This window comes from Achromobacter pulmonis, from assembly GCF_902859765.1.
Lineage (GTDB): Bacteria > Pseudomonadota > Gammaproteobacteria > Burkholderiales > Burkholderiaceae_B > Achromobacter > Achromobacter pulmonis.
The window spans coordinates 39,141-52,647 of the sequence record NZ_CADIJV010000022.1; the positions used below are offsets into that span (position 1 = coordinate 39,141).

Consider the following 13,507-nt stretch of genomic DNA (forward strand, 5'->3'; position numbering starts at 1 on the left):
CCTTACAGGACGGCCAACGAGGCCAGGGTGATCTGCTGGACGGAACCGCCATCCATGTACCAGAACGTCATGGGCGGCGTCTCGCGCGCCTCGCGAACCTGCGGCGTGGCGTCCTTGATCTGCAAGTACCAGCCGCGGGTCTGGAGCGTATCGGAGATGTCAACGCCGGCCTGGTTGTTCACCTGGGCCTTCTGCTGCGCGGACAGCGTCACGCCGGCGCGGATGGCGCCAAAGTTGTCCGCATTGTTGATCGGGTCCAGGCAGGCAGCATCGATCAGCGTGTAGCCGTCCAGGTTGTAGGGGATGGAGTTCACCTGCGTGAGCAGCGTCATCAGCGCTTGCTGGAAGGCAGCGTTGAGCCAGATCTGGTTCACATAGGTGTCGATCCACTTCCAGTTGCCGCTGATCTGCCCGGGGTAGAAGAAGCGGAATTGGTCGTTGCTGGTGGCGTAGTCGCCGTAGAAGTTGTAGCCGTTGTCGATCAGCGTCTGCGCGGTCGTGGCGTCCGTCACCGAGAACGTCAGCCCGGACTGGCCCTTGAACGCCAGTGTGATCCGGCCGTTCGTGCGCGCGAAGTCGATCGACGCCACCGTGCCAAGCACAAAGGCCGCATGCTGGATGTCCTGGTAGATGGGCACCGACCCCGAATATTCGTTCGCCGCGATGCGAGCAGCCCAGCTCGTGGTGCTGCCCTGCGTGGTGGCCTGCACATCGGTGTCCCAGCCGACGTAGACGTAGCGGTTGCCCTGGCTGTTCGTCCAGTCCGAAAACGCCACCTTGCCGTCCGTGTCGGGTTCGAACGTGGTCATGAACGACGCCCAGTTCTGGGTGATGTCGGTGATAGCGCTCATGTTCGTGGCCGGCACGCCGGCGACCGCGCCCTGAGACAACACCGCGCCCGTGGCCTGCGTCAGCTTCAGGCCCGCGGCAATCGTGCCGCTGCCGTAGGTGATGGTGCTGGCGGCGCCGTCGGTGCCCGAGGTGATCATGAAAGCCGCGCGCTGGGCGTCATAGGTGCACGAGGCACCGAAGGTCGTGAAGGCGGCCTGGATGATCGACGCGGCATTCGAGAAGCTGGTGGCGCCAGACAGGTCGATGGCGCTGGAAGTCTTCGGCGTGCCATCGACGGAGACGGTCAATACGCCGCTCAGCGCTTGCAGCTGCTCCAGCGTCATCGAAGCCATCGAGCCGCCGCGCACGTACGCCGCCACCGCAGCGGTGGGGTATTGCGAGAACAGCAGATTCCCGGGCTTGCGCGTCGAGTTGTCGAAGCCGTTGAAGTAGATGCCGGCCAACGTCGCTTCAGTGGACGTGGGGCCGAAAAAGCGCTGCACGTCGCGCGCGGTGGCGAAGCTTTGGACGGTGCCGACCGGCACGGCAGTATCGGAGGTCAGGATCAGGCCGTTCAGGTCGAGCGCCGATCCGCCGGCGCCGATCACGCCAGGGACCACCTGGACGATTTCACTGGCGGGAATGGACATAGCTTTAAGCTCCCGGAGGGTAGGTAGTGTCGACCTCGGTGAGGTCTACGTGGAGTTGGTCCGCAAACTGCTGCGGCACGGTGATGGATGGGTTGAACTGCAGGACCGCGTCGACTGACCAGCGTTCCAGGTATTGATCCTCGCCGGTGATGAACGGCAGTTGCCGCGGATCACCGGTATAGAGCGGCTGGGCGCCGCTCGACTTCAATGCATCGCAGCCGTAGGAGCTGCGCAGCGCGATGCAGATGGCCAGGGCCATGTCTTGCGCACTGTCGCCGTAGCAGTCGACCTGCGCAGTCCACTGGGTCGGCCGCGTCAGGGTCATGGTGCCGGCGTTCGTCACGTCGGCGTAGGTTGTGTGCGGCAGCGAAAGCGCGGGCGCCAGAATAGGCGTGATGTACACGTAGCGGCCGGCGGGCGGCGGCACGCGGTTCTGCTGCCCGCGCACCACCGTGACCTGGTCGCCGACGATTACCTGGACGAACGCACCCAGCGCATCGACCAGCGCGTCCTCGGTGAGGGAAACAGGAATGCTCATGGCGACGCGTCCATCTGAAGGGTCACACCGACCTTGCACCAGTCGGGCCAGGTCTCGAAGACCACCTCCACGAGCCACACCTGGCCGCCGAAAACCAGCAGATCGCCACCCTTGGCCAGTGGACGGACGACACCCTGGGTGTCGCCGTACATATACACGCTGCGCTGCACGCCCTGGATGTTCTGCGCCTCCAGGTGAGCCACGTCCTTGCCACTCAGCGGCTGCACCTGGAGCCGCGCGGCGGCATCCGGCTTGTACTTCGGCACCTGCTTGCGGCCGGCGCCGATCTCATAGCCGTCGCTGGCGCGCAGCGTGCCGTCGATCATCGGGTTCACCGCGGCGATGATCGGGCCGGCGATTCCGTGCAGGTTCATGTGTCGACCTCGTAATCCACACTGTTCATCATGTGGCCGGTGTCCACCAACGGCTTGGCGAAACCTTTCCGCGCCACCGTCACCGGAGCAAGCGGCGGGCTATCCAGGCTCCGGATAGATTCCTGCAGCTGCCCCTTGATGCCTTCGCCCATCTGGCCCAGCGTCTTGTCGATGTCGTAGTCGTTGTTCTTGGCCACAGCGCCCAGCGCGCGCGGCCAGTCCTTTTGCTTTTCGGCGATCATCGATCGGAAAAACGGCCGCGGCGGCTGGTTGCGTTCCGGCCGGCCAAACTCATTGACGGCGGCCACCAGCGCGACCGGAGTGCCGTCCGGATAGGTGGCGCCTTCCAGGAACCCCACACGCAGGGATCCTCCGTCGCCCAGCTTCTTGGCCATTTCCTCCAGCCGCCGCACCAGGGCCTGGCCACCCTTCAGGCCTACGGACGCCATGGGCCCCCCACGGGGGCCGCGTAGCCCGTCGGAGCGGGCCGATAGCGCCCCACCCGGTACTTGGCGGTGGCCTCCCAATACTGGGCGCCGTAGCCGGTCTGCGCGTACCACTGCGCCGATCCTGGCGCCACGTTGTACTCGGCCGACACGGACACGGAACCCTCGGTCGCGCTGCTGATGCGCCCCACCAGCGGGCGCGGACCCTGGCCGTTCTCGCCATAGGTCAGCGCCGCCACGTGGGCCGTCAGCAGATACAGGAGAACCTTGCGCTCATCGACGTCACAGACCGCGCTGGTGTCCTTGTTGCTCAGGTACAGCGTGGCCATGCTGAAGGCATGATTCAACTGCGCGTCCGAGAGCGTGGCGAAGGACGGGTAGATCAGCCGGAACTCGGCGGGGTCAAAGACGACGACAGCCATGGGCCGCTCCTATTTCTTCTTGCCTTCGTAGTTCTCCGGCTCGACGCCGGGCGCGGGCTTGTCGGGGTCCAGGCCTTCCAAGCCGCTCTTTTCGTCCTTGCGCTCCTTGGCCTTGGCGGTGGCGCTTCGCTCGCTGCCCTGGGCGAAGATCATTTCCTTCTTGAGCGGCTGGAAATCCGCATACAGCTTTTTCCAGGCTTCCCAGAAGTCGGCGTCCACTTCGGTGAGGCCATGGCCTGCGACGGCATCCGGGTGATTGGCGCCGTTCAGCACTACCGGCTCCTTGGCACCCGGGATGTCCATGATCACCCCGTTGGGCAACTTGCACGCGACTGTAACTTTCGGCATTTTTCTTCCCTCAGAAAAAGAAGAAGGGCGCCACCTGGGCGCCCCTCATTTCGGTTGGTGATAGACGTTACACGCCGATCATGCTGGCGATGCCCGCAGGCACCCGGATGACCGTACCCCAGGTGCCCTGAGACTTCTTCTGCTTGAAGCTGGAGGTCTCGCGGACAATCGCGTGGGCGCGCATCTTCTCGGTGAAGGCCGCCGTGGCTACGCGCTGGCCCTGGACCGAGTCGGCGATGAGCTGCACCAACTGGCCCGAGGACGTGTCGTACTGGACGGCGGTCTCGACGGTCATGTTGGGGAAGTTCTTCGCCAGCAGGTCCATGACGTTGACGTTGTACTGGTTCGTCTTGGTCAGGTTGTCAGCGTCGATCTCCGGCGACAGGCAGAGCGTCATCTTGTCCTTTCGCGTGACCAAGCCGCGCGTCTGACGCACGAGCTGTGCGAACAGGCTCTTGATGTCGTCATAGACGCCTTGGCCGTCCTTGGTCGACCAGGCAGCGCCGCCGCTCGGAGCGATAGAGGCCGGCAGGTTCGGATCGTTCAACAGACCGTAGTTTTGCAGGCCGGCAATGCCGAAAAAGTAGCTGTTGTCCTGGAACTTGTTCAGCACCAGGGCCGACGCGATGTTCAGCTCGGACGCCCAGTTGATCTTCGCCTGACCGGCCATGTCCAGCTCGCGCTCACCCCATTCCGTCATGGTCTGGTAGTGGTACGACTGGCGCTGCGGGAAGTTGGCGTTGGCGTTGGCGCGGCCGTTGTTGTTGTAGTCGCCGTAGGACGACACTTCACCCGTGGATTCAACCACCGGGAAGGTGGTGGTCAGGGTGGTCCAGTCGCCCTTCTTCGACTCGCCCAGGATCACCGCGCCCTGCATCGGCGTCGTGAGCACGCGGGTCAGCTCGGGGTCGATGTAGTTCAGCAGGTAGCCCGGGATGCCCGAGTTGCTGACCGTCACCAGCGGGCCGGCCGCGTCCATGGCGAAGCCATAGTCGCTGCGGAAGCCGTCGGGCAGGTAGTCCTGAGCGCCCGGGAACACGATGCCGAAGCGCTTCTCCAGCATCGCGAGGTCTTGATGTCGTTTCATGTCATTACCCCAGGTTGGTGGAGGTGATCTTGATCAGCGCGCCGACGGCCCCCGCGCTGGCGACGAACCAGTCGGTTTCGGTGCTGCCGGCGATGGTGGCGCCAGCGGCGCCGGTGGAGATGGTGCCGTCCGTGTTGGAGGCGAACACCTTCTGGCCGATCGTCGCCACGGTATTGGTGGCGGCCCAGAAATCGCCCAGGTTGTGCAGAGTGACGCCCAGACCGGCCGGGATGACCATGGTGGCCTCGGCCAGCCAGATGGTGATGACGCCCTGCTGCTCACGGTGCACGAAGCCCGTGGGCACGCCGGTGCCGGCATTGGTGACCTTGCCGTTGGCGTCGGCCCAGGCAAAGCGCCCGACCGTCACGCCGGCGGTATCGGCTACGAGCGCGCCGGGCCCGGCCAGAACGGTGGACCGCGGGTTCGAGCTGGCAAAGTCGCCCGCCACCGCGGCGGCGGGTTCGATGTAGACCTGTTTCTGGAAGCCCATTTAGATCACCTTCGGCTGATGGGGGTAGCGCTGGTTGAAGCTCTGCACCGAGGCCGAGTCCATCGCCACACGCGGGGTTTGGGGAGCCTGGTCTTGCGCCTGCAGCATCTTGACCAGCGCGCGGTACGCCGAGGGCGGCGTATCGGTCAGGTCGACACCCTTGGCATCCAGGGCCATCTTGTAGACCGCCTCGGCCGAGTCCTGGGCGACGATCTCGCCGAGGATGGGCCGGCATTCCTGCTCGGCGGTGCGGATTTCGGTCCAGCGCTTGACGGCGGCCTGCTCGCCATCCTTCTGAGCCTTGGCCAGCGCGGCGTCCATGGCCTGCTTGGTCACCGGCGCCGGCGGCGTGCCGGGCGTGGGCGGCGGCTCGTCGGCTGCGCCGGCGGCCGGCTCGCCCAGGGCAGCCATGACGCGCGCGGCTTCTTCCGGGCCCAGCTTCTCGCCGAGCATTTCGCGGATCTTGCCCATCAGCTCGTCGTCTTGGGCAACCGGCTTGGGATCGACCACCTCGTCGTCCTCGTCCTCGCCGATCGGCGCCACGGCCGGGTCGGTGAACACCTCGATGACCTCTTTCAGGTCTTCCAGGTCGGCGTCCTGCGCCAGCTTGCCCTTGAAGTGGTTCTGCATGGCGCGCACGATGCGCGGCAGCTCCGACTTCAGGCTCTTGCGGCTGACGCCCTTGAGGAAGGGGGTCAGGTCGCCCAGTGCCGCGTCCTGGGCCAGCCGGGGCCGGATATGCGCCCCGAGTGCCCCGGCGACGACGGCGGCGGTTTTGCTCAGTTTCATTTTCGGGATCTCCGAAGGGTTGAGGGTACTGCTGTCGCCTACGACGACGTCCGGGCCTGCGCGGCCCACTTCGACAAGCGCGACGTGATTGCCGCGGATGTCTCGCATCACCCCGTCGTATGCGACGCCTTCATAGACGCCGGGCGTCATGTCGGCCCGGTAGCGATAGGCGCTCGAAAGCTCCTTTTGCTCTTCGGATTCGATCAGCGCGATCGCGACGGCGTCCCACACGACGAGGGAATTCTTGAGGTACGGCGCCTGGTAGGAGGCGTTCGAACCCGTGGCCCCGACCACGAACTCTTTCTGCGGCTCGGCGGCCGAGACGGGGATGTGCTTGGACAGCAGCGGGATGTTGTTGAAGGTCGGCGCCGCCTTTTCCAGTTCCTGCGGGTCACGCAGCAGGAAGTAGATGCGGTTGGCGTCGAGGCCCAGGGCCTCCCAGTCCGGGATTTCGTTGCCGCGGTATGGGTTGACCGTGGCCTTGCTGATGTTGCTGATCTCGACATGCATCCGGCCGTCCACGTCGATCCGGCGGACGGTGGCGCGGTCGAAAGCCAGGCCGTGATGGTTCTGCTGTGTCATGGGTCGAATCCCGGGATGATGCTGATGGCCACGCAGCGGCAATTCGGCAGCTCACCGGGGCGGATGTACTCGTCGTCGATGAGCATGCCCTTATCGACGTCGTAGATCTCGCCGTCAGCGTCCTGGTGCGACTTGCGCGGGTGCTTGCCGCCACGCGAGTGCCGCCATTTGGCCTGCTTGATGCCCAGCCCCTGCTGGCGAACCCGCGTGATGGTGGCCGTGGCCTTGTTGTTCTGGTCGCGCGCAATGAACGCCGCGCGCCGCTTGGTGATGCCGTACCGCTTCTGCAGGTCTTCAACCAGGCCTTCCAGGTCCCGGCCCTGCGTAACCGACCGCATGACCATGCCCTGGACCTCAGTCAGATACTCGGACGCGATCGACTTGATCAGCCCGACGTTCTCCTGCACCGTGGCCTGGAAGACGTCATTGGCCGCCCGGGTCATCTGGAACTGCACGCTGAATCCCTTCTGCCGAAGGGCGTTGCGCAGAGACAAGTCCGCCGCGCTCATCGAGGCTTCCGCGAACTCCGTGGCCACCGGCTGGGCGGCCTCGTCGAAGCGCCGCTGCCATTGCTTGGCGAGCCGGCGCATCATCTTGGTCAGTGCCATCGCCGGGCTTTCGTCCTGGGCGATCTCCGGCACGTTGCGCCGGTAGGCAGCTGTCAGCCAGTACACGACCGACCGCTGCATCTCGTCGATCAGACGGTCCAGGCGCTTGCGGTAGGCCGCCTCGATCCCCTGATTGGCGTGCACGGGGCGCAGCGGCTGGTCGCGCCCGGTGGGAGATACCAGGCCGGCAGCCAGTTCCGCTTGGAGTCTGCGACCGTCGGCCGTGACATAGCGGCGACGCCGCAACATCTTGGCGCGATCAGTCTCAGGCATAGGCTTGTCCCTGGGGTTCGTCTTCCAATGGCGGCGGCGCGCCGGGCACTGCATCCGGCCGACCGTCGTCATCGTCGTCGCTGATGTCCAGCGAGTGGTAGCCGTTCGTCTCGTCCGCCGCGACGCGCTCGCGCACCTCCTTCGGGCTGACAGCGCCGATATCGACCAGCACCGCGTCCGTCTCGGCGTCGTACTTGCGGACCTCGGCCAGCTCCTTCTCGCTCATCTGCCAGAGTGGCACGAAGCTGAAGGTGATGTCGGGGTCGATCTCGCCGAACTCGCTGAGCTGGATCATTTCCAGACACGTTTGCAACGGGTCGCGGAACACCGCTTCCTGCGCCGAGTGCATGTCGTCGTAGAAGACCCGGATTTCGCCGTCGGCCGTGGCGTTCAGGCCGCTGGGCGAAATGCCCATCAGCTTGACCAGCGGGATACCCGAGACGACGGAAAGCTGCTCCAGCGACTGGTTTTGCAGCGCGTCCAGGCCCGACAGCGGCACGTTCTCGAAGCCGAATTCCTCGGTGTCCTTGTCGATTGCGTAAGTCCCGCGATTGCTACGCGTGCGGTTGAAGACGTCGATCCGGGAAAACACGTCGTCGCCCGGCTCACCGGACAGCAGCGATTGCAGGTTGCTCTTGAAGACGCCGACCGAGAAGCCGTCGATCAGGTTGGCCACGGCCTGGCGCGTCTTCAGCCAGTTGTTGACGTAGGGAATCGCCAGCTGCGTCATCGACATGCCGCCGAAGTTGTACGACGGCTTCAGCAAGTCCGGCACCTCGCGCGACACGATGTTCAGCAGGCGGCTGCTGTGCACCTGGCGTCCCAGCACAAACCAGGACGTGGGCTTGTAGAAGTCCGCCCGCATCGGGTTGTCGCTGTTGTACAGGTAGGGCGTCGTCCAAACCGGGTCGATGACCTTGAAGCCCACCAGCGAGCCCTTGGCGATCTTCGCCGGGCTCTTGACCAGGATCGATTGCAGCTCGTCCGGATCGGCCCAGGCCAGCGTGCCGCTGGGCGTCTTCACGTCGATATAGATCTGCGACCGGCCGAACAGACCGTCCTGCAGCGCGGCGAGGCGGAACTTGGCGCGCAGGCGGTGCCGGCGCATGGCCTTCTCGATGACCTCGAGCTTGTCGCTCTTGTCGTCTTCGCCCTTGACCTCCAGCTTGATCCACTTCCGGGTCATCTCCTTGGCGATGACGTCGGACATCTTGCGGTACTCGGGGCGCTGGGACAGCTCGGCCAGGTACGGATACCCGAGGAAGCCCATGCCCGCATAGGCCTCGCTCACGTACGCGTACACGGGGCTCATCGCCTCGTCCATCGCCAGCAGCGCCTTCTTCTTGTCTGCCGGGATGACGAACGGGGCCACGTCGGGGCGCTTGAACTCGCCCTTCGGCGGCTCTTCGGGCTCGGCGGCCGCGATATTGGCGCGGCCCAGCGCCTCCAGGCTGATCTTCATCCCAGGCTCGCGGCGCGCGCCCGGCGCCGGCGCGGGAGCCACAAGGGCATTCCTGCGCAGGATCCAGTTCAATAGCTTCATGCACGCCTCAATGCGTCGGGGTTGATTTGCATCGGCCGCTTGGTGATCAGCTCGGCGAAGGCCCGTGAGAGCCCGTCGACCTGGTCGTCATGCTTGCCGTTCGGGAAAGACCGCAGTTCGTCGATCAGCGCCTTGTTCCAGTCGCCGCGCATCATCAGCACGTTGCCGACGTTGACCTGGGCGGCGAACGGCTCGGCGCGCACGACCTTGTCGCCGCTTTCCGGGCTGCTCACGATCCGATACCCGGGCATGCCGCGCGTCAGGTACAGCACTTGCGTCTTGCCGGCCTGGCCCGGGTCCTGCGGGATGCTGATGCGGACCTGCCGGCCGTCCAGCGCCGCGGTGTTCTCCAGAGCCTTGTCGCGCCGGTCTGGTCCCCACTGGCCGCGCACCATGTCGCCGATCACGTACTGACCGGTTGGCAGGCGCCCCAGCTTCGGGCCGGCCGTGTAGTCGCCCGCGCCGTCGGTACTGGCGAAGTCCCAGCCCCGCACCCAGTCGATGCGGCCAGCCGGCAGCGCGTCGATGGTTTGGATCTGGTCGGGCTTGAACAGGTCGCCATCCAGCGGCGTCGGTAGCTGCTGATACAGCGACGACCAGGTGCGCGAGTTGCTTTCGAACTGCGCCCAGTGCTGGCGATCGAACCATTCCGGCCAAAGGTATTCACCCCTGGCACGCCCGAGCGGGTCGCTGTCGACCTCACAGCGCGCCTGGATGCACAGCACCTCCCAGTCGTTGCCGTCCTTGCACCGGATCAGGCCGCTTTCGCCCTTCCAGTCGTCCGGCAGAATCCGGCCGGCCAGGTCGTCCTCGTGCCACCTCGTGGTGATCAGGACAATCCAGCCGCCCGGGATAAGGCGCGTTTTCAGGTCGTCCTCGTAGGCATCCCAGGTCTTGTTCCGAATCGTGTCGGAGTTCGCCTGCTCGCGGCCCTTGATCGGGTCGTCGATGATGATGCCGTGGGCGCGGTTGCCGGTGATGCCCGACAGGATGCCGCAGGCCATGTACTCGCTGCCGTTGGACAGCGCGAATTCCTGGGCGGCGTTCGAATCCGACACCAGGGCCGCGCCCCAGATGTTCCGGTACCGCGGCTGCTTGATGATCGATCGCGTGCGGCGCCCCATCTTGCGGGCCAGGTCGTCGCCGTAGCTGGCCAGGATGACTCGCCGGCCGGGCGTGGCGCCCAGGTACTTCGAGGGGAACACCACCGACGCATACGTTGACTTGGCGCTCCCGGGCGGCATGCAGACGATCATCCGGCCGTGCCGGCGCTGGCTGGTCTCTTCCAGCTTGGCCAGCAGCAAGCGGTGGTGCACCGCCATGGTGGTCTCGATGGGCTCGAAAAACTCGGTGTCGGGGTCTTCCTCGTCTACCGGGCGCCCAGGCACCTCGATGGCGTTGGCGTACTGGAGGATGTCAGCCCTCGCCCGCCTGCGGATCAGCAGCTCCCTGGCCGCTTCCTGTCGCGAGGGCAAGTAGCTCTTCGTCGGTGAGGTCATCGGCCTTCCGCGGCGTCGTGTTCAGGTTGATCTGCTGCGGCGTCGGCAGGATGCCGTAGGCCTCGCGCTCCAGCGGGATCAGCACCTTCAGCATGTCGGCCAGCTTTTTGGCGCCGTCCAGACGACCAGCGCTCGATATGGCGCGCCGGTAGACCTCGGCCCGCTTGTCGGCCGACGCGTCGTCCTCGCCCCGCAGGAACTCGCCCAGCTCCTGGAACAGGCCGGGGGTGTTCGTCTCGGCCTCGATCTCGCTCATCAGGGTGTCGCACAGGGTGCGCATGCGCGTCAGCGAGGTCTTGTGCGACAGCTTGACCTCGGCCACCAGCTTGGCGCCGATGGCCACCGCTTCCGCTTCGCGGTACGCAATTGATTCACTGCGTACCTCCTTGCGTACCTCCTCCCTGCGTACCAGCTCGTCGGCCTTGGCCTGCACCTTCGCAGCCAGGTCACGGGGCCACTCGTCGCGCTTGGCACGCTTGCGGATGGCCCCCTCGGTGATTCCGTGCAGGGTGGCGAGTTCGCGCAAGGACATGACGCCCGCGCGGTAGCCCGCCTCGATGCGCTCCCAGTCGGGTTGCGCCTTCTTGGGCTGTGTCATTCGGTTCTCGGTGTGGTTGCCCCCATCCGACTACCCGCCACGGCGGGCTGGGCGCGGCGGTTCTCGTCGTGCTGGCCGCCGGCGACAAGACCGGAAAGAAGTGCCCCGCGCATTTGCCCCTGCGCGGGCGCCAGGCCAGCTGAGGCGACTCATGGGGGTGTTACGAAGGTGCTATCGTTGGCTTCCCTCAACGGCCAAGGAGCCAGATATGTCGGAAGAGACCAACAAGGTGGTGTTTCGCATCGATAGCGGAAAAATCGTCAATGTCTCCGCCATCGCCCATGTGCCAATAGGCACGCCGCTTCCGGTGCCAGGCGACACGGTAACGCTGCAACCGTCGCCGGAACACAGCGGGACGTTCACGGTGAAATCTCGCCACTTCAAGTACGGCGTCGGCGTCTACGTGGCCCAGGAAATCGAGATCCTGGTCGGTTGATGACTGTGGGGCCCCTCCCCCAAGCACGCGTTGCACGTGGCGCTGTGTGGCGCAGGGAGACTTCGGGCGGCGCCGGTCGGAGCCAGCGGTACGGGGCGTTCCCCGAGTGCAGCGGCCGCGGCGGCGCGCTGCTGTCTGGTCGATTGCGGCGGCTGTTCCCACAGAGCAGAGGCCAGAACGTGACGTCTGCCAGCCGGTGCCCATGCGGCCCGGCGGACGGTTCTCTCTGGCCCCTGCTCTCTGGAAACAAAAGGTGCAGATGCACCAATGTCGTCAGCTCGATCACGGTCAGACGACGACGCCCGCAATGCAAAAAGCCCCGGCCATTGGCTCGGGGCTTTTCTTCCGGAAACGCGACATCCGCCTACGGGCATCAGTCTCGTCGTTAGACGGTAGTCATCACGGATTGAGGGGGATTATGCACCCGGGAGACGAACTTGGCAACATAAGACTCGAATTCGTAGACAGCCCGAACCAGAATGTCGTCGAACTCCCGTACACGCATCCCCTGCATGCGGCAGATGATGGCCGGCGGCTGTCGCAGAACGTAGTAGGAGCGCAACAGCGCCGTTTCGCGTGGCAGACCTCGGTATCCCGCCGCCGTCCGCCAGCAGGCCTCGATCAACTCTGCATCCGCCTCGTCTTTCTCCGGGCGCAGATGCTCACTGTCTTCTCCACGCGGCAGCTTGCCAGCCTTGCGCGCCAGTTCCTGGCATACCTGATACGTGGGCGATACCGAGAATGACGGCCGATCGCGCATCACCGCGCCCCAATTTTCAAGCCGTTCGTGAAAGTCGGCCGGCAGCCGGTCCAGGAGCAGTTTCGGAATGGTCATGGCGCGGTGCGCTCCTCGTACTTCGAACAACGTTGGCCGATCTCTTCGCCCAAGGCGCAGCGCAGGACGCGCCGGCCGCCGAATGGGTTGGTGATCAGGCGGATTTCCTTGCAGCCCGCGCAGGTGCGCGCCGGCGGCGGCTCTTGGCGGCGCTCCAGCAGCTTGGCCGGGTCGCCGCGCTCGGCTCGGCGGGCCCAGGTCATATGCGCCGCTCCCTGATCCCGGCCAGCGAGCGCAGCGGTTCCTGCTCGGCGCGGGCACGCGCGGCGGCAAGCGCCATAGCCGGCGACATAGAGAACGGGCGCGCCGCCACCTGCGTTCCGGGCACGACAGTCACCGGGCCGGTGTAGGGCTGATCCGGCCACACTGGCACTACGGCCTGCGCCACCCTGCGCCGCGGTGCGCCGGCGGCCTTCACCTCGCGCGGCTCGCGCTTTCTCGGCTTGGCCTTGACGCGGGGCCGGGTCGGAATTTCGCCGATCTTTTCCCGGTGGCGGCGCACCAGCTGGGCGATGCGCGTGGACGTCACACCGTATTCGCGCGCCAGGGCGGCCGTGCCTTCGCCGGCCAGGCGGCGCGAAACGATTTCCGCGTTGCGCGCGGTCTGTTCGTGGGTGGTGGTCATGAAAACCTCTTCGCGTGAGGAAGCGCTTGAGCGCAGCGCTGGCAGCGCGGGAAGTTGCCCGGCACCAGCAGCGGCACCTGGTGGGTTTCGGCGCCGCGCATGCCGCAGGTGGAATGCACGAACCGGCCGCCGTCGCCTGTTTCGTTGCCGCGCTGGAAGTAGTGGGCCTTGTCGCCGCGGAACGGCAGCAGGCCCCAGCCCTCCAGGCGGATGACGGGCCACACGCCCAGGGCAAGGTGGCCGCTCATGGACGCAGCTCCTTCTCTTGCCGATAGGCGGCGATCTTGGCCTTCCAATGCGGGTCCTTCATCCACTTCAGCACCAGCTCGTTGAGCGCGATGTCGCAGGGCGTGCAGATCGGCCGGAAGAGATTCCCGTCCGCGCACACGTTCCACTGGAAGCGCGCCTGGCCGCCGCAGCGCACGCAGGCCAGGCGGCGGATGCCGGCAGCGGTGTAGGGTTGCTTGCGGCCGGGCTTCATGCTTTGCGCTCCTGCGCCACGGCCCAGTGCAGGATTGCCAGGGCGTCGGCGT

General features: G+C 65.8%; 19 protein-coding genes. 1 reads left to right on the plus strand and 18 read right to left on the minus strand.

Annotation, left to right across the window (positions count from 1 at the left end; all coding sequences use genetic code 11):
- Window positions 1-2: 2 nt before the first annotated feature.
- The 13 genes from HV701_RS17890 to HV701_RS17950 form a co-directional block, all read right to left on the minus strand.
- Window positions 3-1,481 (minus strand): DUF3383 domain-containing protein, encoded by a 1,479-nt coding sequence (locus HV701_RS17890; protein WP_175134368.1) that lies wholly within the window; start codon window positions 1,479-1,481, stop codon window positions 3-5.
- 4 nt (window positions 1,482-1,485) lie between these two features.
- Window positions 1,486-2,019 carry a phage neck terminator protein gene (locus tag HV701_RS17895; RefSeq protein ID WP_054435360.1) on the minus strand — a complete coding sequence of 178 codons (534 nt, stop codon included), beginning with the start codon at window positions 2,017-2,019 and terminating at the stop codon, window positions 1,486-1,488.
- Complete coding sequence (locus tag HV701_RS17900; protein ID WP_175134369.1) at window positions 2,016-2,393, minus strand: hypothetical protein; 378 nt, start codon at window positions 2,391-2,393, stop codon at window positions 2,016-2,018. Before HV701_RS17900 ends, HV701_RS17895 begins: the two co-directional genes overlap by 4 nt.
- Window positions 2,390-2,788: a hypothetical protein gene (locus tag HV701_RS17905; protein ID WP_217467975.1), complete on the minus strand. Its 399-nt coding sequence runs from the start codon at window positions 2,786-2,788 to the stop codon at window positions 2,390-2,392. Before HV701_RS17905 ends, HV701_RS17900 begins: the two co-directional genes overlap by 4 nt.
- A 41-nt stretch (window positions 2,789-2,829) precedes the next feature.
- Complete coding sequence (locus HV701_RS17910; RefSeq protein WP_175134371.1) at window positions 2,830-3,261, minus strand: DUF4054 domain-containing protein; 432 nt, start codon at window positions 3,259-3,261, stop codon at window positions 2,830-2,832.
- Window positions 3,262-3,270: 9 nt separating this feature from the next.
- Window positions 3,271-3,609, minus strand: coding sequence for a hypothetical protein (locus HV701_RS17915; protein WP_175134372.1), 339 nt, complete (start codon window positions 3,607-3,609; stop codon window positions 3,271-3,273).
- 67 nt (window positions 3,610-3,676) lie between these two features.
- Window positions 3,677-4,696 carry a DUF2184 domain-containing protein gene (locus HV701_RS17920; protein ID WP_175134373.1) on the minus strand — a complete coding sequence of 340 codons (1,020 nt, stop codon included), beginning with the start codon at window positions 4,694-4,696 and terminating at the stop codon, window positions 3,677-3,679.
- 4 nt (window positions 4,697-4,700) lie between these two features.
- Window positions 4,701-5,186 carry a structural cement protein Gp24 gene (locus HV701_RS17925; protein WP_175134374.1) on the minus strand — a complete coding sequence of 162 codons (486 nt, stop codon included), beginning with the start codon at window positions 5,184-5,186 and terminating at the stop codon, window positions 4,701-4,703.
- Entirely contained in the window at window positions 5,187-6,557 is a 1,371-nt protein-coding gene (locus HV701_RS17930; RefSeq protein WP_175134375.1) for a DUF2213 domain-containing protein, read from the minus strand.
- Entirely contained in the window at window positions 6,554-7,438 is an 885-nt protein-coding gene (locus tag HV701_RS17935; RefSeq protein ID WP_217467976.1) for a phage head morphogenesis protein, read from the minus strand. The genes HV701_RS17930 and HV701_RS17935 overlap by 4 nt, the downstream gene beginning before the upstream one ends.
- Complete coding sequence (locus HV701_RS17940; protein WP_175134376.1) at window positions 7,431-8,981, minus strand: DUF1073 domain-containing protein; 1,551 nt, start codon at window positions 8,979-8,981, stop codon at window positions 7,431-7,433. Before HV701_RS17940 ends, HV701_RS17935 begins: the two co-directional genes overlap by 8 nt.
- Entirely contained in the window at window positions 8,978-10,480 is a 1,503-nt protein-coding gene (gene terL, locus HV701_RS17945; RefSeq protein WP_175134377.1) for a phage terminase large subunit, read from the minus strand. Before terL ends, HV701_RS17940 begins: the two co-directional genes overlap by 4 nt.
- Window positions 10,398-11,078: a hypothetical protein gene (locus tag HV701_RS17950; RefSeq protein WP_175134378.1), complete on the minus strand. Its 681-nt coding sequence runs from the start codon at window positions 11,076-11,078 to the stop codon at window positions 10,398-10,400. Before HV701_RS17950 ends, terL begins: the two co-directional genes overlap by 83 nt.
- Window positions 11,079-11,286: 208 nt before the next feature.
- Between HV701_RS17950 and HV701_RS17955 the strand changes: the two genes are divergently transcribed.
- Entirely contained in the window at window positions 11,287-11,514 is a 228-nt protein-coding gene (locus tag HV701_RS17955) for a hypothetical protein (RefSeq protein ID WP_175134379.1), read from the plus strand.
- Between the two features lie 385 nt (window positions 11,515-11,899).
- On the opposite strand, the gene HV701_RS17960 is transcribed toward HV701_RS17955, so the two are convergent.
- The 5 genes from HV701_RS17960 to HV701_RS17980 are packed head-to-tail and all read right to left on the minus strand — an operon-like array spanning window position 11,900 to window position 13,455.
- The gene (locus HV701_RS17960; protein WP_175134380.1) at window positions 11,900-12,349 is read right to left on the minus strand and encodes a hypothetical protein; all 450 of its coding nucleotides are present in this window, start codon (window positions 12,347-12,349) and stop codon (window positions 11,900-11,902) included.
- Complete coding sequence (locus HV701_RS17965; RefSeq protein ID WP_175134381.1) at window positions 12,346-12,552, minus strand: hypothetical protein; 207 nt, start codon at window positions 12,550-12,552, stop codon at window positions 12,346-12,348. Before HV701_RS17965 ends, HV701_RS17960 begins: the two co-directional genes overlap by 4 nt.
- The gene (locus HV701_RS17970; RefSeq protein ID WP_175134382.1) at window positions 12,549-12,974 is read right to left on the minus strand and encodes a hypothetical protein; all 426 of its coding nucleotides are present in this window, start codon (window positions 12,972-12,974) and stop codon (window positions 12,549-12,551) included. Before HV701_RS17970 ends, HV701_RS17965 begins: the two co-directional genes overlap by 4 nt.
- A complete protein-coding gene (locus HV701_RS17975; protein WP_175134383.1) occupies window positions 12,971-13,222 on the minus strand; it encodes a hypothetical protein in 252 nt (83 codons plus the stop codon). The genes HV701_RS17970 and HV701_RS17975 overlap by 4 nt, the downstream gene beginning before the upstream one ends.
- A complete protein-coding gene (locus HV701_RS17980) occupies window positions 13,219-13,455 on the minus strand; it encodes a hypothetical protein (protein WP_175134384.1) in 237 nt (78 codons plus the stop codon). The genes HV701_RS17975 and HV701_RS17980 overlap by 4 nt, the downstream gene beginning before the upstream one ends.
- Window positions 13,456-13,507 lie beyond the last annotated feature (52 nt).